25 protein-coding genes, 1 pseudogene and 1 riboswitch are annotated in these 22790 nt (G+C 28.0%); of the genes and pseudogenes, 1 reads left to right on the top strand and 25 read right to left on the bottom strand.

What is annotated here, in order from left to right; genetic code table 11:
• Positions 1-3: 3 nt before the first annotated feature.
• The 13 genes from KQI42_RS05820 to aroE form a co-directional block, all read right to left on the bottom strand.
• Positions 4-2019 carry an S-layer homology domain-containing protein gene (locus tag KQI42_RS05820; RefSeq protein WP_216517715.1) on the bottom strand — a complete coding sequence of 672 codons (2016 nt, stop codon included), beginning with the start codon at positions 2017-2019 and terminating at the stop codon, positions 4-6.
• A 14-nt stretch (positions 2020-2033) separates the two neighbouring features.
• The gene (locus KQI42_RS05815; RefSeq protein ID WP_216517713.1) at positions 2034-3464 is read right to left on the bottom strand and encodes a LysM peptidoglycan-binding domain-containing protein; all 1431 of its coding nucleotides are present in this window, start codon (positions 3462-3464) and stop codon (positions 2034-2036) included.
• Positions 3406-4014 carry a PilN domain-containing protein gene (locus KQI42_RS05810; RefSeq protein ID WP_216517711.1) on the bottom strand — a complete coding sequence of 203 codons (609 nt, stop codon included), beginning with the start codon at positions 4012-4014 and terminating at the stop codon, positions 3406-3408. Before KQI42_RS05810 ends, KQI42_RS05815 begins: the two co-directional genes overlap by 59 nt.
• Positions 4015-4016: 2 nt before the next feature.
• Complete coding sequence (pilM, locus tag KQI42_RS05805) at positions 4017-5084, bottom strand: pilus assembly protein PilM (RefSeq protein ID WP_216517710.1); 1068 nt, start codon at positions 5082-5084, stop codon at positions 4017-4019.
• A gap of 46 nt (positions 5085-5130) precedes the next feature.
• Positions 5131-5643, bottom strand: coding sequence for a PilW family protein (locus KQI42_RS05800; RefSeq protein ID WP_216517708.1), 513 nt, complete (start codon positions 5641-5643; stop codon positions 5131-5133).
• Positions 5644-5653: 10 nt separating this feature from the next.
• The gene (locus KQI42_RS05795; protein WP_216517706.1) at positions 5654-5962 is read right to left on the bottom strand and encodes a prepilin-type N-terminal cleavage/methylation domain-containing protein; all 309 of its coding nucleotides are present in this window, start codon (positions 5960-5962) and stop codon (positions 5654-5656) included.
• A gap of 10 nt (positions 5963-5972) precedes the next feature.
• Positions 5973-7265, bottom strand: a complete 1293-nt coding sequence (locus tag KQI42_RS05790) for a DUF2807 domain-containing protein (RefSeq protein WP_216517704.1) — start codon at positions 7263-7265, stop codon at positions 5973-5975.
• A gap of 69 nt (positions 7266-7334) precedes the next feature.
• The gene (locus KQI42_RS21275; RefSeq protein WP_216517702.1) at positions 7335-8096 is read right to left on the bottom strand and encodes a prepilin peptidase; all 762 of its coding nucleotides are present in this window, start codon (positions 8094-8096) and stop codon (positions 7335-7337) included.
• A 66-nt stretch (positions 8097-8162) separates the two neighbouring features.
• Positions 8163-8573, bottom strand: a complete 411-nt coding sequence (locus KQI42_RS21270; RefSeq protein ID WP_216517699.1) for a type II secretion system protein — start codon at positions 8571-8573, stop codon at positions 8163-8165.
• A 150-nt stretch (positions 8574-8723) separates the two neighbouring features.
• A riboswitch (cyclic di-GMP riboswitch) is annotated at positions 8724-8785 on the bottom strand.
• Between the two features lie 75 nt (positions 8786-8860).
• Positions 8861-10066 (bottom strand): type II secretion system F family protein, encoded by a 1206-nt coding sequence (locus KQI42_RS05775; protein WP_216517697.1) that lies wholly within the window; start codon positions 10064-10066, stop codon positions 8861-8863.
• 12 nt (positions 10067-10078) lie between these two features.
• Entirely contained in the window at positions 10079-11131 is a 1053-nt protein-coding gene (locus KQI42_RS05770; protein ID WP_216517694.1) for a type IV pilus twitching motility protein PilT, read from the bottom strand.
• A 13-nt stretch (positions 11132-11144) separates the two neighbouring features.
• Entirely contained in the window at positions 11145-12821 is a 1677-nt protein-coding gene (locus KQI42_RS05765) for a GspE/PulE family protein (protein ID WP_216517692.1), read from the bottom strand.
• A 42-nt stretch (positions 12822-12863) separates the two neighbouring features.
• A complete protein-coding gene (gene aroE, locus KQI42_RS05760) occupies positions 12864-13730 on the bottom strand; it encodes a shikimate dehydrogenase (RefSeq protein WP_216517690.1) in 867 nt (288 codons plus the stop codon).
• Between the two features lie 177 nt (positions 13731-13907).
• Between aroE and KQI42_RS05755 the strand changes: the two genes are divergently transcribed.
• Positions 13908-14636, top strand: coding sequence for a YhcN/YlaJ family sporulation lipoprotein (locus KQI42_RS05755; RefSeq protein WP_216517688.1), 729 nt, complete (start codon positions 13908-13910; stop codon positions 14634-14636).
• 163 nt (positions 14637-14799) lie between these two features.
• Here KQI42_RS05755 and KQI42_RS05750 read toward each other — a convergent pair whose 3' ends face one another.
• The 12 genes and pseudogenes from KQI42_RS05750 to KQI42_RS05695 all read right to left on the bottom strand — a co-directional run bounded on the left by KQI42_RS05750 (position 14800) and on the right by KQI42_RS05695 (position 22631).
• Positions 14800-15003 carry a sigma factor-like helix-turn-helix DNA-binding protein gene (locus KQI42_RS05750; protein WP_281420320.1) on the bottom strand — a complete coding sequence of 68 codons (204 nt, stop codon included), beginning with the start codon at positions 15001-15003 and terminating at the stop codon, positions 14800-14802.
• Between the two features lie 342 nt (positions 15004-15345).
• Positions 15346-16903, bottom strand: a pseudogene (locus KQI42_RS21770) (IS3 family transposase).
• Positions 16904-17032: 129 nt separating this feature from the next.
• Positions 17033-17449 (bottom strand): hypothetical protein, encoded by a 417-nt coding sequence (locus tag KQI42_RS05725; RefSeq protein WP_216517677.1) that lies wholly within the window; start codon positions 17447-17449, stop codon positions 17033-17035.
• Between the two features lie 193 nt (positions 17450-17642).
• Entirely contained in the window at positions 17643-18140 is a 498-nt protein-coding gene (locus tag KQI42_RS05720; protein WP_216517675.1) for a DUF1259 domain-containing protein, read from the bottom strand.
• A 110-nt stretch (positions 18141-18250) separates the two neighbouring features.
• The gene (locus KQI42_RS05715; protein ID WP_216517673.1) at positions 18251-18463 is read right to left on the bottom strand and encodes a hypothetical protein; all 213 of its coding nucleotides are present in this window, start codon (positions 18461-18463) and stop codon (positions 18251-18253) included.
• Positions 18464-18815: 352 nt separating this feature from the next.
• Positions 18816-19370 (bottom strand): GNAT family N-acetyltransferase, encoded by a 555-nt coding sequence (locus KQI42_RS05710; RefSeq protein WP_216517671.1) that lies wholly within the window; start codon positions 19368-19370, stop codon positions 18816-18818.
• Positions 19371-19911: 541 nt separating this feature from the next.
• On the bottom strand, positions 19912-20274 hold the full coding sequence (locus KQI42_RS05705; protein ID WP_343231660.1) for a PH domain-containing protein: 363 nt from the start codon (positions 20272-20274) through the stop codon (positions 19912-19914).
• A 125-nt stretch (positions 20275-20399) separates the two neighbouring features.
• Positions 20400-20528 carry a hypothetical protein gene (locus KQI42_RS21265; RefSeq protein ID WP_281420319.1) on the bottom strand — a complete coding sequence of 43 codons (129 nt, stop codon included), beginning with the start codon at positions 20526-20528 and terminating at the stop codon, positions 20400-20402.
• 152 nt (positions 20529-20680) lie between these two features.
• Positions 20681-20815, bottom strand: a complete 135-nt coding sequence (locus tag KQI42_RS21260) for a hypothetical protein (RefSeq protein WP_281420318.1) — start codon at positions 20813-20815, stop codon at positions 20681-20683.
• Between the two features lie 620 nt (positions 20816-21435).
• Positions 21436-21759, bottom strand: a complete 324-nt coding sequence (locus KQI42_RS05700) for a hypothetical protein (RefSeq protein WP_216517669.1) — start codon at positions 21757-21759, stop codon at positions 21436-21438.
• A 286-nt stretch (positions 21760-22045) separates the two neighbouring features.
• The gene (locus tag KQI42_RS21255; RefSeq protein WP_281420317.1) at positions 22046-22180 is read right to left on the bottom strand and encodes a hypothetical protein; all 135 of its coding nucleotides are present in this window, start codon (positions 22178-22180) and stop codon (positions 22046-22048) included.
• Positions 22181-22301: 121 nt separating this feature from the next.
• Positions 22302-22631 carry a tRNA-binding protein gene (locus KQI42_RS05695; protein ID WP_216517667.1) on the bottom strand — a complete coding sequence of 110 codons (330 nt, stop codon included), beginning with the start codon at positions 22629-22631 and terminating at the stop codon, positions 22302-22304.
• Positions 22632-22790: the final 159 nt, after the last annotated feature.

Raw genomic sequence — 22790 nt, 5'->3', positions numbered from 1 at the left:
AAACTAATATTTCCATTCATTTAATATATACAGCATATAAGTAACTTCAGCCCTTGTTATTTCCTTATCCATACTATCATAACTTTTACATCGAATTTGTTTATCATACAACATTTTTGTAGCAACATTATACCATTTAAAATCTTCAGAATTTAATACTCTATTCATTATTATTTCTACTTCTCTATATGAAATAGCCTTATTAGGTTTAAATGTTTTATCAGAATAACCAGAAATATATCCCTTTTCAATAGAATAACTTATAACCTTATCCATAGGTTCAAAAGATTTAAAATCTTTAAATACTTTAACGTTATCTAAATTAGTAGGTAATTCCCAACCATATACCTTACTTAAAATAGTTAAAAATTCTCCTCTAGTTATATTTTTATCTGGTTTAAACAACTTATTACCATAGCCGCTTATTATATTTCTTTTTACATAAGTAATTATCTCATCTTTAGCCCAATGATTTCTAATATCTTGAAGAGATATGTTGTTATTGTCAATTAGAACAACATAAACATTTCCATCCTTCTTAATAGAACTTGGTTTAATTCTAGCTTTAATAAAACCATCTTCAATAACAGAAGGAATATAATACCATTTTCCATCTACTAGTTTGTATATCCCCCCATTAAAATTTCCATAGTATTCAAACCTTACCTCAACCAGTTTTTTATCATTTAAATTCTTAGATTTATTAGAAACTTTAAGTTTATAGAAATTTGATGCTTTAATATATTTATCTTCCAATGAAAAGTTATTATCTGATATTGTATCTATAGATAAAGCAACAGGATTATAGTAAGTTCCTTTTTCAATCTTTACTCTTAAAGAAGTATCTAAACTATCCACTTCTCCACCAGATATAGGTATAGTGCTAGACACTATCTTTTTAGAAGATTCATTTTTACTTAATTCTAAATAAGTAGTATTGTAGCCTTCAGAAAAACCATCCCAATATCCACTAATGAATCCTTGCCTATAATCTGAAGAATACAAAACTAAATTATATTCTTTAATAATTTCTGTTGAAATACTTTTATGTTTTTTCCAGTTATTGGGATCTTCATTTAAATAATCAGTATGGGCAAAAGCTTTTCCCCTTACTATCCCTACTTCCTTACCGTTTTCATAAGCTCCTTTAGACTCTCTTTCCTTTTCATTAACATTTGCAGTCCTAAAAGAAGCATTATAACTTTTTTCATAGGCTTTTCTAAAACCTACTAAAAATCCATCTTTATATTCTGTGGAATCTTTATTTAGGGAATAATTCCTTTGAATTTCATAATCAGAAGGAATATCTCTAGTATAAACACTAGTCTTATTCTCATAATAATCTTTAGCTCCATATATATTGCCTAAAATTTCTCCAAGATTATCTCCATCTTTAATACCAGCGTCATAAGATTCTTTTATAGGATCCATATTCCCTTTAGCATATCCTATTTCATATCCTTCTCTAAATTTCTCTTTAAAAATTCTAATAAAGTTATTTTTATAACTACTAACCTCCATGTTTAAGTTAAACATATCTATTATATCCTTCTCAGTAGGCATAGCTTTATAGTAATTAGATTTAGTCTTATTATAAAAATCTCTATAACCATAGATTTCTCCTAGGATTAAACCTAAGACATCAGCATAGTTTATTTTTTCTTGTTTTGAGTAAATTGTATTTGGATTTGATGTTATAGTCTCATTGTAGCCTCTTGCAAAACCTTCATAAAATCCAAGTAAAAAATAATTTTTATAAATACTATCTTTCCCCACTAAATAACTTTCATAATTCTTTAAGATTTCTGTATCTTTAGGTCTCGCTTCATAATCTGAAATAGTAACTTTACTGGAGGAATTTTGTAAACCTTTTATCCTACCTCCATAATAACCTAATTGATCCCCTTCTGTTCTTCCCTGAACATATTTTTCTTCAAGAGTTTCAGAAAAAGCTATTTTACTGGTTGAAGTTAAGATAATCAATATTAAAATATATATTATTCTATATTTCTTTATCATTTTCATCATCACCTTTACTTTCTTGGCAATACAAGAATCTTTCCTTCATTTAAAATATCTCCCTGTTTTATATCATTAATCTTCATTATTTTTTTTCTGTAGTCTTGGTTTCCGAATAATTTCATACTTATTTTTTCTATGGTATCTCCTTTTTCCACTATATAAAAGGAATAAAAAGATTTATCTAAATTTTTATTAGCTGGATAATATGCTTCTAATTTATCAAATAATAATACTCCGTAATCTTCTCTATTATAAGATATTTCCAAATAAATTTTATCTAGCTTCAAAGGATATAAACTTAAATCTGCAGGTGGTACTATTTCTATGTATTGCCATCCAATCCAGCTAACTCCTTTGGATAGCTCTACATCTAACATTTCTCCAACTTGTCCTTTAAATCTTATTCCCAAAGTTCCTGGTGAATAGCCATAAGCATAAACCCAAATGCCTATAGAATTAGGTGGATATTTAATCTCAACATCACTCTTAGATAAATCAACATAAGCTCTATTTTCTTCTTCTAAGGCTAATATATTATATTCAAATCTTAAAGAGGATTTCTTAGATTTAGCTACAGTTGATTGTCCAACACTTCCTTTTACCAATGGATGAGAAGGAATAAAATGAAAACTTTCATTTTCAAAGTCTATTAAAGTTTCACTAGCATGATCTTTTGACTCTGAAATTCCACCTCTAATTTCTTCAGAATAGTCATTCATGTTTTCTTCTCTATCAAATATCTCTTCACTATTATCTATGATAGTTTTTCCACTATAGTCTTTATAAGGAGAAAAAGGTGTTTCCCTCTCAATACTCTCTACAGTATCAGCAATAGAAGCTATATTATCAATTCCATTTGATATTCCTTCTAAACTATATATTTTTAAAGATAAATTTCCCGAAAGCTGGTCTATTTCTCCTTTATCCATAGTTAAGCCATCAACAAGTATTTTTCTAGGACTCTTATTAATAGCCTCCACTACATTCATAACCCCTTCATACTCACCTTTAAAGGGAATAGAAACATCCATATAATTTACTACCATTTCTTCTATTTTTTCTTCACTTGGTCTACTAAAATTTATATCTGCTACAGAAAGTTTATCATCTTCTATTAGGTCATTGAGTAGATATATTATTTGAGGCTGATCTAACTTAGAAAAATACCTTCCTAGTATTTGATCTCTTTCTTTATGTAACATTTCCAAATCCTTATTTATTTGATCTTCTTTTTTAAAAATTTTATTGATTTCCACTATTCTATCTTTATATTCATCTTTTTGTTGACTCAAAACATCTAATTTATTCTTCTGAGGTACTATGATAAATCTAAATACTGCCCAAAACAATATTACAATTCCAAGTAACATTAAAAGTATTTTTTCATTCTTGGTCATTTTCCTCATTTTGTTCTTCGGATTTAGTGGTAGTTTCTTCTCCATTTATACTCACATCCTTAAGAGTTACATTTATAGTGAAATTATAATAATCTTCTTGTGATGAAATATTTGATACAAATATCTCTTTAAAGTCTTCTATAGTCTCTAATCCTTTTTCTAATTCTGCTATAGATATTTTATCCTTAGATATTCCTACAATTTGAATACTATTATTGTATAAACTCATAGAGGTAAAAAATAAATCTTCTGGAATTTTAGATGTAATTGTATTTAATAGATAATTATCAACTATATTACTATCTTCTATAGTTCTATCAAAATTTTTTATCTTATCTACTGTTTCTCTAAAAACACTAACTTTCTCATTTTTATTTTTGATTTCTTCTACTTTTTTTATTATTTTTTTATCTTCAACCGTAGTTTTAAGAATTTCGACTTCTCTCGTTAACTGCTTTATTCTAATTTGATTGTAAGCTATATTAAAAATTAAAAAAAGTACTAGAATCACAACACCAGCATAATAGATTATTTGTTTATTAGCTTTAAAATCTATTTTTTCTATGTATAATTCAAAGAAATTTAGATCTTTCATATTTACACCTCATCCATCCTAATTAATCCACCAATACAATTAGCATATTTTAATAAATTATCATTAAAATCAATTTTATCTAAAAGTGACATATTAATACATGGGATATTAAAATAATTAGAAAACAGATTGTCCACTTCTTTAATATTAGATAAACCACCATGAAGAAGCACTAAGTTTATCTCATTACCTATTTCTCTAGTCTTATAATATCTAAAAACTATTTCTATTCTTTCCATTAAAGACTCTAGTGAATTTCTTGTAATATTTACAAGTCTATTATAGTCCGTACATTCTTCATTTTGTTCATTAATATCCACAATACTTTTTTTCTTTTCTTCAAGTTCATCTATAGAACAATCAAGTATGTTTATTATATTCTGATCTATATATTTTCCTCCAATTTCAACTACCCTGCTTACCTGCAGTAGAGAATTTTTTCCAATAGTAATCTTTGTATTGTTAAATCCCATATCTATACAAGCTATAGTCATATCTTTAATTGGATAAGTTTCATTTATCTTAGTATTAAACCCTAAAAGTTTACTAACAGCGTTTCCTTGATAATCTAATATTATAGGTTTTAATCCAATTTCTTTTAATAAATTAAAATGATTTTCAACAATAGTTTTTGGGATACCTATTAAAAGTAAATGTAGTTTTTCTACATTATCTTCATAAAAAGTACTAAGAAATTTATATTTAACTACATAGCTTTCAGGATTAACAGGTATATAATCATTTATCTGGAAACTTAGTATACCTTCTATTTCTTCATCTGAAACCTTTGGTATAATTATTTCTCTAGTAATTATAGAGGAACTATTCACTATTCCATAAACTAATTCTGTTGAAACCTTATTTTCTTTTAATACATTTTTAATAATATAAGATAGTTGTTCATTATCTAATATTTCTCCATTTAAATAAAGTCCTTCTGGAATTTTAATAGATAAATTCTTATATATAGTTATATTTTTTTTAGAAAATTTTCCTTCCACTACTTTCATTTCATAAGCTCCAAAATCTATGGATAAAACTTTTTTACTAATAGATATAGGTAATTTCAAAGATTTTCTCTCCTTTTAATTCAATTATAAATTTCAATATAATCTACTATTCATATTTAGAATAATAGATTATATTTTGATCAATCGGGTTATCATAGCGTGGTAAATTCTCTAAAAGAACATTAAACTTCAAACTATATGCTTCTCCATTTTCTTCTGCTTCAATCATTACTGTTATAATTCCTTTAACATCTCCATGAACATAATTAAATTTAATTCCATTTAGTGTTCCAGATAATAGTATACTTACTTCCGAAATCTCTCCATTAAACGTTGTTTTAACTAATTTACCTTCTTCTACACTTAGTGAGTAATATTTTTCTCCTAAAACATTCTGATCCTTTGCTATATCCTTCACTATTCTTAGTTCTCTATTAATAAAATCTGCTGCTATTCGTACATCTTGCTGTATAAACCCTTTATTTTTACTCATATTATAAGATTTGTTTCCTACAAAAAAAATAGAGTATATAGTCTGAGTAACAATTCCAAAAATAGCTAATGCAATTAGAAGTTCTACTAATGTAATACCCCTTCTATTAAATTGCAGTTTCTTCATAGTATCACTCCTAATTATTGGGTATAAATGTAGATATTTTTATCTTACCTTCCTCAATATCAACTTTCCTACCTTTTACTTTTTTATTAATATCTACAATGGGAATAGTCACTTCTATAATATCTTCTCCTGTATTATTATTTTGAATAATTTCATTAATTTCACCTTGAACTCTAAACACAGCTTCTATTCTTTCTCTCGAATTTTTAATATTTCTTAATGCTGTGTCAAATACCATAAAAACTAAAGCAGCTATAATTCCAACTATAGCAATTGTAATAATAAGTTCTACTAAGGTTAAACCCTCTCTATTTTTCATATTATCACCTTCATTTAAAGTAACCTGATCTAAATTTTAAAGTAGAGTCAGAAATCGAATCAATTAGTGAAGTATCAATATTTTGAGGATCGAAAATTACTTCACCTCCACCTGTTAAATCTACTATTTTACCAATAATAGCGCCATAAGCTTTTCCACTACCACTAAAACTAATATTGGCATTTGGGGCATAGATTAATCCTTTAGTTATGTCAGAATTGCCAGCTAGCGAAATACTACTGCCGTTAGAAAGTACATTTCCTAATATGCTCCCGCTTCCGCTCATATTTAGTTTTGCTTTTTCTATGTACAGATTTCCTGCGATCTTTACGTTTCCTGAAATATTTAATGCAGATGTTCCATTATGGTATATACTTATTTGACTGGGGTTTCCTGCTAAATTAAAATAATTTATGCTAGAACCTGCACCTATAATCATTTCTCCTACATAGAAAGTCAATTTGTTTGATCCTAGTACCACTATATGTCCATTATTTAAATGAAAGTTTTTAATATTAAGGACAATATCATTTTTAGTAGTATCTATATAAACAATAGTATTAGAATTTACTTCGAATTTATTATAATCTTTATTTTCTTTTATTGTCGTTTTATCAGAACCTCCTTGAATGAAATCCACAGTCGAATTATTTATTGGATACTGAGGAAATTTAATGAGCTCATAAGTTCTTTTATTTTCTAATTTCTTTATTGAATAATTAATCCACTTATTCTTCCACCAATCTGGTGTTGAAAAGTTATTTTCATTCAAAAGATAGGCATTTCCCTCTAAAGTGGGATTTCCAGTTATATCAATTGAATCATTAGTACCAATATCCCCTTTAATAAGTCCATTGCTTAAATTAATTTTTTCTAAAGAAAAAATAGCGTGTTCAATGTTTATTTCACTAGTACTTTGTTCCCCTATCATTATTTTTATAATAGCATCTTCTACTTTTCCTATTTTTCCTCTAGATTCTATGATCAGATTATCTCCATCTTTATCTAATACTACATTTGCTTTACCTTCACCAACTATTATCTCATCAACTTGTACTATTCCCTTATCTAATTCTTCATTTAACTTTTTCAACTCCACTTCATTCATTTTCAATATAGCTGATTCAACTGATGTGACTCCCGACCTAGCTACATAATAGGCTTGTACCTTCCTTTGATAACGTAATGATGCTCTATTTTCATTCATCATAAAATTAAGTATAAAAGTTCCAAGTATTATTAATACTACAAATATTAATAATGTTAGTATAAGAGTTGAACCTTTTCTATTTTTCATCTTCATAAAAATTCCGTCCTCTAAATTTAATTATCAAAAATCTTACCCAACCTTTTCATAATGCTATTCTTTAGATTAACTAAAGAATTTATTGGTATACCAGAATAAAATATTATCTCCCCAAAACAATACTATAAAAAATGCCAATATAATAAATGGAGCAAATGGAATGGGATCTTTTTTATTTTTTATCTTTGTAATTAGTAATATAATAGATATAATTGCGCCTAATATAAATGATAAAAATATAGTAAGAAATATATTTTTAATCCCTAAAATAAATCCTAGTGAACCGATTAACGTAACGTCCCCAGTTCCCATTCCACCTTTGGATACTAAGATGATCATAATAAAAAGTATAGAACTAAAAATTAGTCCTCCAATACTATTTAATAGTTCAGGTGATTTATTATATAATATGTATGAAGCAAATTTGTGAAGAATCGTAAATGATATAATTAGAACAATTAGAATATCGGGAATAATCATATGCTCTAAATCAATGAAAGTAATAACAATTAAAACACTGAATATTATTGAATAAAAAAAGAATTCTATAGTAAATCCAAATTTAAGATAAATAATTAGATATAGTATTCCATTTAAAATTTCTATTACAGGATACTGCAGAGAAATCGCCTCTCTACAGTATCTGCATTTGCCTCTTCCTGTTATAAAGCTAAAAACAGGTATAAGATCATACCATTTTAAAGGAGTACTACATTTCGGACAATGAGAACGAGGAAATACTACAGACTCTCCTCTAGGTGTTCTATATATACATACGTTTAAAAATGAGCCTATAATAGTTCCATATAGAAAAATAAGTATAGCCACAGTAACCTCCCTCGTTATTTTTATTATAAGTAGCCAAAATAGTCATACTTATGCTTTATATGTGATTTATGGTGTTGTTATTTCTTTATTTATTACTTCTATATCTCCAGTTTTACTTATAGTTACTACATAATCTTTTCCATTAATATCGTCCTTACCTTCTTCAATTTCTACGCCTGTAGGTGCTTTAGGCCATTCTTGAAGATAGGGTCCCCACCCATTCTCTGCTTTTTCATCAGATTTTGTCCATTCAATATCTTGTGTTGGTACACCTTTGTCAGCAATATACATAGTTGCTGCACTAGTTAACACTTTAATATTAGATTCATGTGCTGTTTTTGCTGCTACTTTTCTAGATGCACCTAATTTGGGTACAGCTATACCTGCCAAAATACCTAAAATTGCTACAACTACTACTAATTCAGCTAAAGTAAATCCTTGCCTATTCTTCTTTTTCTTTAAATTAGATTTTAACATCTTTCTCCCCCTTTATATATTTTTTAATTACTATTTCATATAATATTCTATCTCTAAGACCACCTCCCTAAATCAAATTAGAACTTTATATTCTTACGTCTATATCTATATTGCTCATTTTTTATTAAACAAAAAAACTTACCTTATTTTTTAGGTAACTTTAGACTCTGGCTTTGCGTCACTATCTTTCGATAGTTTTGCCTTTTAACTAAATATATATTTTATCATTCATATTATATTAGATACCAATATCTATTAACATAAAAGAATTATATTTTAAACACTTATTATATCTCAATGGTATTCACCATATCAAACATTGGCATTGCCATAGCTATAACTATAAATCCTATAACAATGGCCATAAAGACCAACAATAATGGTTCTAATAAAGTAGTCATCTTTTGTAAAGCAACCTCTACTTCATCGTCATAAAAATCAGCAGTTTTATAAAGAATTTCATCTAAAGAACCAGACTCTTCACCAATTTTTATCATAGAATCTACCATAGGTGGAAATATATCTATATCTTTTATAGTTTTAGATAGTGATACACCTTTACTAATATCCTCTGCTGCTAAATTTAGCCTATCTTGTACCACTTTGTTTCCAACTATTCTTCCTACCACTTCTATTGATTGAATTAATGGTATCCCACTAGATAGTAAAGTTGATAAAGTCCTTGAGAATCTAGCAGTTATTATCTTGACATTAGTTTTCTTTACTCCAGGAATTCTTATTTTCAGTGAATCTAGAAACCTCCTGCCATCATCAGTTTTTTTAAAGGTTAAAAATGCTACTATTAAGATAATAGTCATACTAACAAAAAGATACCAATATTGAGTAAGACTATTACTTATAGTAAGTAAAGCTTGTGTAGGTCCCGGTAAAGCTAATCCACTACTTTCAAACATATTTATAAAAGTTGGCATTACTACAGTAAGTAAAAATATTACAACAGCTAATGCAACGATACTTAAAGCTACAGGATATACTAAAGCTGTTTTAATCTTATTTTCTAATTTATTTTCTTTTTCAAAATGAACTGCCATTCTTTCCATAATTACATCTAGACTACCACTTACTTCTCCTGCCTCTACCATATTTACTAATAAAGATGGAAATATTTTTTCATGTTTCTTCATGGCTTCTGATAAAGTAAATCCTTTTTGTACATCCTCATATAATGCAGCAATACCTTTTTTAAGAGTCTTATTTTCTGTTTGTTTTTCTAAAATGTCTAAAGATTTAACTATGCCTATACCTGCATTTATCATTGTATAAAATTGTCTACAAAATACTGCTATATCCTTTTTATTTACTTTTTTCGAAAATATGTCCAATTTAACATCAGTATTTAAATCTTCTTCTATATATACAGGTAAGTAGCTATTACTTTTAAGCATAGTTAATACATCTGTCTGACTTTCGGCTTCGAAATAACCTTCCAGTACTTGTCCATTTTCAGAAACTGCTTTATATTTATATATCATAGGTACCACTTCCTATAAAATATATTTCTTAATATTATCTTGGTTTACAGCTTGCATCAAAGCTGTCTCTTTAGTAATCATACCTTTTATATATAGTTCTAGCAGAGAAGAGTCCATAGTTTGCATACCAAACTTTGCTCCTGTTTGAATTGCTGTATCTATTTGATGAACTTTTTCTTCTCGAATTAAGTTTCTTATAGCCGGATTTGCTACCATTATTTCAAAAGCTGCTACTCTGCCTTCACCATTAGCTTTAGGTAATAATTGCTGAGATATAATGGATTGAATTACAGAAGAGAATTGTACCCTTACTTGCTGTTGTTGATGAGGTGGAAATACATCTATTATCCTATCTATAGTTTTAGCTGCTCCTATAGTATGAAGAGTAGATAATACTAAATGTCCAGTTTCTGCTGCAGTTAAGGCTATGCTAATAGTTTCTAAATCTCTCATTTCCCCTACAAGAATTACATCTGGATCTTGTCTTAAAGCTGCTCTTAATCCATTACTAAAACTACGAGAATCAGAACCAATCTCTCTCTGATTTACAATACTTTTATTATGCTTATGCAGATATTCAATAGGATCTTCTAAAGTTAATATATGGCATTTTTTCTCTTGATTTATTAAATTGATCATAGAAGCTAATGTAGTAGATTTTCCACTACCTGTAGGTCCTGTTACTAATATAAGTCCTCTAGGAAGGTTAGATAAATCTTTAACTATAGTAGGTAATCCTAAATCTTCTATAGTTGGTATTTCCAAAGGAATAATTCTTAAAGCCATTCCATAACTTCCTCTTTGCTTATATGCATTAATTCTAAATCTTCCAACTCCAGGACTTGAAAAAGATGTATCTACTTCTCCTTTTTCTTCCAACTCATTCCATTGAGTATTACTCAACGCTTGGCTAATTAAGTCTTTTGTATCGTCAGGATTTAATATAATATCTTCAAAGGTTACTAATTCTCCACTTATTCTCATTACAGGTGGCATCCCAACAGTTATATGAATATCAGATGCATATTTTTCTATACCAAGTTTAACCAATTCTAATAAATCCACTATAATCCTCCTATCACAATGTAAATCCTACTCTTATAACTTCGTCAAAGGAGGTTATTCCTTTTAAAACCAAAGATACCCCACTTTGGAATAAGGTACTCATACCTTCCTCTAAAGCTTTACTCCTTATTTCATCAATATTTGCTCCATCATCTATTAGTCCTCTAAGATTCTTACTAATAGGCATTATTTCATGGACTGCTTTTCTTCCTTTATACCCTCCATTACAAGAATTACAACTTCCTGCCTTAAATAAAATTAATTTTTCTTCTTCATCAATACCTAAAGCCTTTTTTTCAGAATAAGAGGCCTCATAAGATATCTTGCAATTATTACATAATATTTTCACAAGTCTTTGAGATACTACTCCTATAATAGCAGAAGATACTAAATAAGGTTCTATTCCCATATCAATCAACCTTGCTATAGCAGAAGGACTGTCATTTGTATGAAGAGTAGATAATACTAAATGTCCTGTTATTGCAGCCCTAATAGCTATATTAGCTGTTTCCGAATCCCTAATTTCTCCTATCATAATAATATCAGGGTCTTGTCTAAGGATTGATCTTAAACCATTTGCAAAAGTTAGTCCTGCTTTTGTATTTAATTGCACCTGATTTACACCAATAAGTTTATATTCCACAGGATCTTCTATTGTTATAATATTTTTTTCAATTTGATTCAATTCTTTAAGAACTGTATATAACGTTGTAGTTTTTCCACTGCCCGTAGGTCCTGTAACTAAAATCATTCCATGAGGCTGAGAAAGAATTCTATCAAAAATTTCTAAACTTTGTTCATTAAATCCTAAAGCTTCTTTTGAAAACATAAAATTACTTCTATCTAATAGTCTTAATACAACTTTTTCTCCATAAACCGTTGGAAGAGTAGATATCCTCATATCTATTTCCCTATCTTGAATCTTTATTTCTACTCTACCATCCTGCGGAATTCTTTTTTCTGCAATATTCATTTTACCAATAATTTTTATTCTAGTAATTATTGCAGATAAGCTGTTCTTTGATAATGTCATTATTTCATGTAAATCTCCATCTATTCGAAAACGAACCCTTATATCCTCTGTATAGGGTTCTATATGTATGTCACTAGCTCTCATGTGGACAGCTTGATCTATAATAGAATTTATAAGTTTAACTATAGGTGCCGTTGTTACTTCTAAAAGTTCTACATCATCAATATCACTATTAATAGGTTCATAATTCTCAGCAAATTCTTCTAAGACTTTTTTTGTGGATTGTTCTCTGTAATATTTATTTATAGCTTTCAGTACATTTTCTCTAGTTGAAATTACAGGTTGTATTTCAAAACTTGTAAAAAGTTTAATATCGTCTAAAGCAAATATATTAAGCGGATCTGCCATAGCTACTACTAAATAGTCGTCCTTTCTATCTATAGATATTAATTCATATCGTCTAACAAGATTTTCAGGAATAATAGTAGCAACCTTAGGATTTATATTATACTTATTTAAATCAACATGAGGAATACCAAGTTGAAATTCTAAAACTTCAATAATATCATTTTGAGTAATCCATCCTTTACTAGCTAAAATCTCTCCTATCTTTTTATTGGTTTTACCTTGTTCTTCTAACGCTATTTGCAACTGTTCATTATTAATTTTTCCTGCATATAGCAATAATTCTCCCAATTTAAGATTTGTTCTAATCATATTTTCACCTTAACATTTAAATATTATTTTAGTATATTAAAGTTATTCTACATGATAAGTCAATATTCCTTCTAACTCTTTAACATATCTTTGTATTTCTTCAAGTTCAAATCCATTCCAAATCTTTTGGCTATATAAAGCTTGATTTATAAGCATGGATAATCCGCTTATAGTTCTATATCCTTCCATTTCTGCCTCTATTAGTAATTTAGTCTTATTAGGTTTATATATTATATCATAAACTAAAATATTTTGTGAAAATCCACTTATTTCTATTGGTACCATTTCTATCTTAGGATACATTCCTATAGAAGTGGTATTAATAATAATATCAACGTCTAATTTATTTATATTATTTAGAGATAGATCTCCTACTTCTAAGTATACATTTTTATTTAGCGATTTAATTTTTTTTGCTAAATTATTGGAATTTTCTATACTGCGATTATTAATATAAATTTTACTAGCTCCTTCTAAAGAAAGAGTTACACCAATTGCGTAAGCTGCACCACCAGCACCTAATAACAATATTGTTTTATCTTTGATTTTTATATTATTATCTGTTAAAGATTTTAAAAACCCTATACCATCAGTATTATATCCAACTAATTGTCCGTTTTCATTTTTAACTGTATTTACTGCTCCAATTAACTTAGCTTCTTCAGATATACTATCTAAATAATCCATTATTTCTATTTTATGTGGAATAGTAACATTAAAACCTTTTACATTCATGGCTTTAAAAGTTTTTAGAACATCAAATAAATTATCTTTTTCTATATCAAAAGCTAAATAAATACTATTTTTATTAATTAATTCAAAAAATTTATTGTGAATAATCGGTGATAAAGTTTTAGAAACCGGATGTCCAATTAAACAAAAAAGGTCAGTATTCCAATTTATTACCATAAACATTACCTCCTAATCTTATTTAATATTATAGCAGTAAAAGTTAAGGAATTAAATGTTATCATTTATGATAATATTTATTATGAGTATTATATGGCTACTTTATACAAATAGATTAAAATTTAGCTTAAATAAAAAATCTTATATGTGTAAGACTATTTGTAGGAGGTGGATGATTTGAAAAAAAATAAATTGATGGTTTTAGTTATCACTTTAGCTTTATTAATAGTAACAGCTGGTTGTCAACCTGCAAATCCTAGAATGAGAAATTTAACTACACAAACTAGAGTAAGAAATCAAGCCTTAGATAGCCGTAGGATGACTAATAATGCGCCTTTAAACCGAAACATGAATGCTCTTCCTTACGATACCAATAATGGTATCAATAATGGTATCAATAATGATACTAATAATGGTATCAATAATGGTATCAATAATGGTATCAATAATGATACTAATAATGGTCTAGTAACAAGGACTGAACCTTATACTCGTGATATGCTGGATACTAACATGAATACCAATTTAAATAATGGTATGGCTAGACGAAACACTAATCTTTCTACCAATGTTAGTGAAGCAAACAGAGCAGATATAATAGCTCGTAAAGTCGCCGATTTACCTGAAGTAGATAATGCTTCTGTTGTATTAAGTGACAATACTGCTATAGTTGGTTGTAATATAAAAAATAATGTAAAAGGTTCCATGACTACAGATTTAAAACGAAAAATAGATAGAACTGTAAGAGATGCAGACAAAAATATTCAAAATGTATCTGTTACAGCTGACCCAGACTTATATACTAGAATCCGAACTATGGCTAGAGATATAGGAGCTGGTAGACCTATCCAAGGTTTTGCTACTGAAATACAAGAAATGTTAAGAAGAATAACTCCTGTAAAATAAATCCGGGATTTCCCCGGATTTATTTATATATCTAATATTTTATTTTTATTTCATTAGTTTTATTTTTAGATGCTAATATTAATAAATAAATTTGATTCACTTAATAATTAAGTAATCAATAAATTCAATTTTAGTGGGCTTCATTGATTATTTAGTGTTTTGTTTAACTTTTTATTGCTCTTTTTTCAATTCTAGATACATAAGATCTAGATATTCCTAGCATATTAGCAATTTCTCGTTGAGTTTTACATCCTCTACCTATAAGTCCATATCTTAATTCAATTATAGATTTTTCTCTATCTTTAAGCACTTGATTTATAGCTTTATATAAATTTTTAACTTGTAATTTTAAATGTACTTCTAACATCATGTTTATAAATTTATTTTTATTAAATTTTTCTTTAAACTTTCCATTACCTCACACCCTACATACCATATTTACCTATTATTTCTATAAAAAAGATATAATTCCTGCTAAAATATAGTAAAATATTTAATATCTGTTTTAAGGCTTGTATAAGCTTATAGAAAGGTTTTGTGTATGTAGTATAGAATTTCTATCAATAGACATGTTAAAGCTTGTCTAAGGTTGAAATATTGGGTGGGTTTTATACAGGTTTTAGAATTGAAGCTGGAATAAAGAAAAAAGAACAAAATTATATTTTGAACAGCACCCTGTCAAGTAAACAGTGAAAATAATAAAAACAACTTAAGCAGCCAGAGCTCGATATTCCATCGGACTGAGGCTGTTTAATCTTTTTTGTAATCTTTTATAATTGTAAAAGTAAATATATTCCTCAAAATTATTTTTGAGCTCTTCAAATGTACTATATTTGTTTAAGTAGTATCTTTCGCTCTTTAATATGCCCCAATATCCTTCCATTGGACAGTTATCAATGCATCTACCTACTCGGGACATGCTCTGTGTCATTCCTACGGATTCTAATCTTTTTCTAAATCCATAAGATGTATATTGAAATCTTCTATCGCTATGAATCATTGGACTGGCTCAAGAATTTGCTTTTAAAGCTAAATCCAAAGTCTTAAACACTAACTGATTATCATTTCTATGTCCAATTGCATAAGCTACTATACTGTTGTCATATAGGTCTAATATAGCACTTAGATATGCTTTCTTCCCGTATCCATATTTAAACTCTGTAACATCTGTAACCCATTTTTCATTTGGTCTTGATGCTGTAAATTCTCGGTTCAAGATGTTTTCCACAACAAATTGTGGTTTTGATTTTACGTATCTTTTCTTCTTTTTACGAATTACAGATTTTAATCTAATCAGCCTCATCAAGCGATATATTCGTTTATGATTATAGCTTTTATTCAACTTGTGATTAAGATTCATGGTTATTCTTCTATAGCCGTAGATTCCATTTACTTCTTCATAAAAATTTATCATTTCTTTTATTAGTACTTCATTCTCTTTTTCCCTCTCAGTTTTTTCTCTATTTAGCCATTTGTAATATGAACAACGAGCAATATTTGCAACTCTACATAGTAATGATATAGAGTAATTATTTGTTTCATGGAGTTCTTGTATTGCAAGATATTTATTTTCTTGCCTAATACTGTTTAATATCGCCTCCCTTCTAGTTCCTGCAACTTTTTTAAAAATGCATTCTCCGCCCTTAATCTTTCGTTTTCCTTCTCCATCTTTTTCATAGTAAGTCTAATCTTATCTTCTTCTGTAAGCTCTGATTCTACTTTATTTCTTCCTCTTTTATCTATTAGAGCATCTTCTCCGTCCGCTTCGAATTTTCTAACCCATCCATAAACTTGTTGATAGGAAACATCAAATATTTCCGCAGTGAGTTGATAATTTTTATTGTTGTCAATGCAATATTTAACAATTTCAATTCTTTCTTCTAATTTGGTAGATCTTCCCTTAGTCATAGATTGCTCATTCCTTTCCTAGTACCCTTTAGTTCTCTATGACTATACCTATTTACCCATCTCTCCAAAACACTAACTGAAGATATTTCATATTTATCAATAATATCTCGCAATGAATAGTTCCCAGATAAATAATCTAAAACCGCTGCTTCCTTTAACCTTTTTGAATATTTTTTCCATGTTCTAGATTCTCTTAATCCTTCAATACCTTGTTTTTCATATTGTTTTTTCCATTTATAAAAAGTAGTATAATAAATTTCATAAATCCCGCATAGTTCAACAATCGAAATATAGTTATTTTGATATTCCATTAATATTTTAAGTTTTTCTTCTGCTGTATATTTAGTTCTTTTAGACATAACAATACTCCTCCTAAGATATCAGATTTTTATTTTTTGATCTGTCTAACTTAAGGGGAGCATATCATGTATTTGTTCTACTTTAACTTATTTTAATATGTATAGTAGCTTTTGTTTATTTTTTAATCTTTACATACTTTTTCTTTTCATTTTAAGTCTTTTATATGTTAGACCACATCCCATAAATAAAGATGGTAGCAAATTTGTACATAATGATAATAATGGGGATGTTGTAGTTATGCCTAAAAGAAAATAAATCATTGTAAATGGAGTATAATAAAAATTAAATAATATCCAATATTCACTTAACTCTATAGGTACTTCTAATAAATTCTTACCGGACTTTAGAAATGTATATATCCATAATCCAATGCCAATAATAGTAACAATACTATCCACAGAAAAATCACATCTTTTATTTTTATTAATATCTAAAAATGTACCCATATAAGCATAAAAAATTATTAGTACTATTGCTAAAAATAATCTACTTACTATATTAACTGTATACTTACCAAGTGTAGGCGCAGTTACGACAAAGATCACTAATAAAATATATCCCTACAGCAATTAAATGTAATACTAATGCTTTAATATTATTTCTCACTATTAAATTCTCCTTACACTTAATTTATTAATCTATAATCCGCATAGTTCTAATTCTTTTATTTATAGATTATATCATAACCTAAATAAAAAAAGCTAGGAAATTAACCCTAGCCTAATTCAATCTATTTAACTAATCTCTCAATACTCTAAGAGCTTCAGAAACTTTTCTTGCAAAAGTTATAGGATCTTCTATGGAAAAGAAGTGGATATAAAATAATCTTGGTCTATCAAATAACCAATGGTTGTGCAAAGCAGTTACTTCTATTCCTCTTTCTCTCAAAGCACTTATAAATGGATTTATTTCTTTTTGAAGTATTACTGTTTCACCTAAATTTAAAGTTCTACCTCTTTTATCCATAGATTCAAAGGAAAATAATGCTGCTAATGCAAGAGGGCTTATTGTACGTCTTCCATCAATTTCAGCTTCAATTCTTCTATTAAATGTTACAACACATAGATCATCTGTTGAAGTTAATATTGAAGCATTTAGTATACGTGCAAATCTTTGGCAAAGACTTTTGTCTCTCCTTCCGTCAAAAGACCTCTCTCTATCTTCTATATCTTTTATATCATCATAGTTATAATGGTGTAAATTATCACTATAAATATTTGCATGAATTTCATCCATACATGATCCCTCCTTTCGATAAATATATATGCCAGTCTAAAAGATTAGGTTCTTTTTATTTTTTGTTAATTTTGGGCATAAAAAAAGACCAGGAATTAATCCTAGTCTTATTAATAAGGATATGGTTGGAAATGTCCTACTTTATTATTTCTTTTTATCCATTTTGAGGTATTTATTAATGCTATATTAATAGCTATTAGTACAGTTCCTATAGAAAGAAGGGTAAAGCTTATTTGTGCATTTTTAGCAAGAGCAAACATGTTTTGGTATTTAACATCACCTGTCGTCTTACTCCATACTACAAGTATATTCCAGGCTGACAAAAGTGTTACTATAATATAAGATTTAAACTTAAATTTAACCTACTTACTTATCCTATCTAACATACTCCATAAAGCCCAATTTGGAATACTATTTCCCCTAATTTCAATATCTAAAGTTAATATATTAGGTAGTTTTGATGCAAGTTTAGTTTTGGAATTGCAAAAAGAAAAAGACTAGAATTAAATTTCCTAGTCTTTATTTACGCCTTATAGGTAGTCTTGTAACCCATTCAATATCTTGATATTATTATACTCTAGCTTTTTTGTCAATTCTATATTTATATCTTTATTTGTTATATATTTCATTACTATAATTTACTTATCAACAAGTAGATTTTCATATTATTCAGATTTACTCATTCTCAAAATTCACAAAATAGTCATCATATATCATGAATTTCCTATTAATCGGTTTATATCTTTTTTGTACTAATGAAGTAATTCGCTCAGTAGCTTCTGGGATAGCTTTTGTAAGAATAGCTTTAACATCAAATACTTTATAGAAATTTTCACTAACAATTTCTAAAACCTCATCAATAATTGGTCTGGTCTCGTATTTGCTTTGTAAGTCAATTCGTAATACCCCATAGTGATTAAATTCATCATCTGAAATCCTATGAAACATTTCAATTGTGCCAATTTTTTCGTCTGTATCATTCAAAATTACTGTCCATCTTACAAAATACTTACTCTTATAAGAAAAGTTCCAAAAGTCAATTGCTTGTTTCATCCTTTCTATTGTTTCATAATAAAAATTATCTCCGTTGCAATTATCCGAATTAAAAAATTGCACTGCTTTTTTGTCAGAATAGCATTTTAATAATTCTTGTGCATCTTCCATCTTTGTCTTTCTAAATGTAATAAGTTTCTTTTTATATATTGGACATTCTTCATAAATATCTTTCATTATTGAATTCTCCCCATTAATAGATTTCAAATTTTATTTAATTTTTGTATCTAAAATATTTATTTCTTAAATAAAATCTTTACTTCATAACATTCAACATTTCTTCATGGGTATTATTGCAGATTCGCCCACATCTTTAACTACTTCTGATATACTTTCTATTCCATCTAATTTATTTAGAACTCTCTGAGAAACATCTAATTGAGTTTGAATAATATCATAAGTTTGATTTATTGACTTAACTATTCTTCTTTTATCTTCCTTGATTACTTATACTGCTTTTCATCTACTTTTTCCTCATGTTTATCTAGCCATCTTTTCACTGCCATAGCTGATAATTTAACGTTATCTTCTTTTATAACGATTCTACTATTTCGTTATACGTTTTATCGTTATTTCTTAATTTCAATATTTTATCTTCTATCCCATGTTGTTCTATCTTGCTTAGTCTTGCCATATTATCACTCTTGAACGTTATTTCTAACTATATAACGTTATTTTGGTTTTTGTATATTAAAAAAAGAGCTTATTGGCTCTTATGTTATTTTAATATATAACTCGCTAATACAGATTGCAATTCATATATGTTAAGATTCTTGTTGAATTGTTTCTGAATTGGTGCTTGTGTTCCAGAAATCCATATTTTTAGCTCTGCATCCAAATCGAAATTTCCTGCTGTCTCAATGCTAAAATGAGTTATGCTCCTATAAGGAATTGAATGGTACTCTATTTTCTTTCCTGTCATTCCTTGTTTGTCTACAAGAATCAGTCTCTTGCTAGTAAATATAAATATATCTCTTATTAATTTATAAGCCTTTTCTACCTGCTCATTTTCTGCTAATACATTTGCATATTCATTTTGCATATCCTGAATATTAACCTCAGAAGCATTTCTCCCATTAATCCGTCTAATAAGCCCATTGTGGTATTCCTCCTCTCTTCTCTAAAACTATATTTCTACAAGAAAGGAGAAAAACCTTCATAAATATATCGCAAGTTTCGACATTTTTAATTATATCATTTAAGTTACTATGACAAATATTTTTTAAGTGAGCATATAACTAAAACCATAACATATAAAAGCAGCAATTTAATTATAGGATTTAGTATCATGTCTATCATTGATATAAAAGTAATTACATTTGTTAATACGTTCATTCAATCCCCTCCTCTTCTACAATACTTCTCTAGAAAAGGAAGAAAATCCTTCTATAATCGTGTTACTTTATTCGACAAGTAGGTATAAGCAATAGGGAAAGAGTTACATATCTTTATAAGTAAAGTGTACATCTATCACAATTACAATGTTTTTATACTACTCCATCTAGAAAATCTAATACGGGTACCGCTATATAATCAGGTATCCATTCATGTTTAAATAAAAAAGCTCCTGCACGTTGATATAAGTCTGCTGATATAGTAACTATTGGTTTTCTACATTTCATACAATCACCACCATATAAGTTTAGATTTTTATATTATACCATATCACTTGATTAGATAATTTTAATTCTTGCATAATTTTATAAAATCCTTTTAATATTTATTCTATTTTATCTGCTTCATCTTACCTTTATCTCTTTTATAACTACTATGACCCATGCATTCCTTTATAGATTCATAAGCCCCAGTTACAACTATATAACCTGTCCTCAATAAGAACAGGTTATATAGTTGCCTTGATTTTCATTATATTTCACATGTTCTATAGGCAATATGAAGCTACAACCGCAAATCTTACATTTATATGTTACATACTCTTTTATTATCCTCATCCTTTATAAGTTCTACGTAAGTATTTGTTATCATTTATGATCAAATCTGTTATGATTACTAATTTGTTATAATAAAAAATCCCACCTAAGCAATTAGGTAAGCTGCTTGTAAATCCTTTTATTAAGTTTACTTTTTTAACACATGATTTTAGTAAAACTTTCCATGATACTATAATAGCACATCTAAAACGGACATAACGGACAACTTTATTTTAAATATCTTTCAGATACTTTTCTTACACTATCTGCTGTATTGTTTCCACCTATGTGCATAGCCACTCCTTCCCATGTTAGTCCATTATATATCTTAAGGTTAATATCTGTCTTATTAAACTATCATCTACATTACTTATATAATCATTCATCTCTTCAACTAAATAAATCAATTCTTCTACTCTTCTGTTCAACTTTCTCTGTAGCCTTTCTATTTTATCATTATAACTTTTATAATCTATTCCTCTTATTTTTATACTATGCTCTACATAAGGAAAATAAGGGCTAGATCCTTTTACTGTATCAGTTGTCATAGTAAAATCAATGTCTTCTATTTGCTTTTTTAGTATTTCTATTTCATTTTTTAGGTACCTTAATTGTGATAATTGCTCTTTATTCATTATCTTACTCCCCTTTCCTTTCTACTTCAATTTGTTTCATTACTATGTCTATATTTAGCTTGGTACTGTATATAAATTGCATATTTGATTCATATAGAGTTTCAACTATATCTGTTCTTCTATTTTCTCACTTCCTCTACATAGGTCTGATATAATTGTGACTGGCATACCTTCCGATCTTAATTTTATAATTGCAGTAGCTCTATTAAGATCACTTCTAAGATCATTTAATTCTCTTTATAGATCCTGCATATCCTCCCTTCTCAAAAAAGAATAACCCAAGGATCTAATCTCCTTGGGCTTCTTGAGCCTCTACTGTATTAAATTTATTTATCTTTTTACATCTAGGGCATTTTATTTCTGCTATTCCTTCTATTTCTCCTAACTTTTTTCCACAATATTTACATTTAACTTCTTCCATATTTGCCTCCTTGTTCTCTTAATTTCAACATAAAAATACCGTAAAATTCGTTTCTGAATAATACGGTATTTTAAGAAATTATTTGATCTTGTAGTTGTCACATATTATAAGAACTAACATATTAACCTAATTTATCACCTTTTTTAACAGATTGTTCTGGCTGAATTAATACCACTCCTTGTTCAGCATAAACTCCTAATACTAATACCTCTGACATAAAATCAGCAATTTGCCTTGGTGGAAAGTTTACCACTCCTAAAACTTGCTTACCTATAAGTTCTTCTTTTTTATAACATTCAGTAATCTGAGCACTAGATTTCTTTATACCAATTTCATTTCCAAAATCAACCCATAATTTATACGCAGGTTTTTTAGCCTTTTCAAAAAATTCTACTTCGGTAATTTCTCCAACTCGTATGTCTAACTTCATAAAATCATCAAAAGTAACCATAATAACACCTTCCTATGCAATATTATAATAATTCAACTTATTTCTTTAAAAGATCCATAATTCTTTTCCTCCTTTGCTTTCTCAATTGCATCTTTAATGCTTATATTCTCACTAAAATATATTCTTTCAACTTCTTTAGCTATAACTGTTATTTCTTTG

Source organism: Tissierella simiarum (assembly GCF_018917865.1).
Lineage (GTDB): Bacteria > Bacillota > Clostridia > Tissierellales > Tissierellaceae > Tissierella_C > Tissierella_C simiarum.
Note: the sequence above shows the minus strand (reverse complement) of the source record. Positions and strands in the feature narration are given on the sequence as shown.

Bases quoted from the DNA above. Each gene is read 5' to 3' on its own strand.
- KQI42_RS05800 (WP_216517708.1), bottom strand. From the start codon at position 5,643: ATGAAGAAACTGCAATTTAATAGAAGGGGTATTACATTAGTAGAACTT.
- KQI42_RS21270 (WP_216517699.1), bottom strand. From the start codon at position 8,573: ATGTTAAAATCTAATTTAAAGAAAAAGAAGAATAGGCAAGGATTTACT.
- KQI42_RS05795 (WP_216517706.1), bottom strand. From the start codon at position 5,962: ATGAAAAATAGAGAGGGTTTAACCTTAGTAGAACTTATTATTACAATT.
- KQI42_RS21260 (WP_281420318.1), bottom strand. From the start codon at position 20,815: ATGAAATGTAGAAAACCAATAGTTACTATATCAGCAGACTTATATCAA.
- KQI42_RS05765 (WP_216517692.1), bottom strand. From the start codon at position 12,821: ATGATTAGAACAAATCTTAAATTGGGAGAATTATTGCTATATGCAGGA.
- KQI42_RS05810 (WP_216517711.1), bottom strand. From the start codon at position 4,014: ATGAAAGATCTAAATTTCTTTGAATTATACATAGAAAAAATAGATTTT.
- KQI42_RS21265 (WP_281420319.1), bottom strand. From the start codon at position 20,528: ATGAACGTATTAACAAATGTAATTACTTTTATATCAATGATAGACATG.
- KQI42_RS05695 (WP_216517667.1), bottom strand. From the start codon at position 22,631: ATGGTTACTTTTGATGATTTTATGAAGTTAGACATACGAGTTGGAGAA.
- KQI42_RS05820 (WP_216517715.1), bottom strand. From the start codon at position 2,019: ATGATAAAGAAATATAGAATAATATATATTTTAATATTGATTATCTTA.
- KQI42_RS05710 (WP_216517671.1), bottom strand. From the start codon at position 19,370: ATGAAAGATATTTATGAAGAATGTCCAATATATAAAAAGAAACTTATT.
- KQI42_RS05700 (WP_216517669.1), bottom strand. From the start codon at position 21,759: ATGAATAAAGAGCAATTATCACAATTAAGGTACCTAAAAAATGAAATA.
- KQI42_RS21255 (WP_281420317.1), bottom strand. From the start codon at position 22,180: ATGGAAGAAGTTAAATGTAAATATTGTGGAAAAAAGTTAGGAGAAATA.
- KQI42_RS05790 (WP_216517704.1), bottom strand. From the start codon at position 7,265: ATGAAGATGAAAAATAGAAAAGGTTCAACTCTTATACTAACATTATTA.
- KQI42_RS05720 (WP_216517675.1), bottom strand. From the start codon at position 18,140: ATGGATGAAATTCATGCAAATATTTATAGTGATAATTTACACCATTAT.
- KQI42_RS05775 (WP_216517697.1), bottom strand. From the start codon at position 10,066: ATGATATATAAATATAAAGCAGTTTCTGAAAATGGACAAGTACTGGAA.
- aroE (WP_216517690.1), bottom strand. From the start codon at position 13,730: ATGGTAATAAATTGGAATACTGACCTTTTTTGTTTAATTGGACATCCG.
- KQI42_RS05815 (WP_216517713.1), bottom strand. From the start codon at position 3,464: ATGGAGAAGAAACTACCACTAAATCCGAAGAACAAAATGAGGAAAATG.
- KQI42_RS05750 (WP_281420320.1), bottom strand. From the start codon at position 15,003: ATGTTAGAAGTACATTTAAAATTACAAGTTAAAAATTTATATAAAGCT.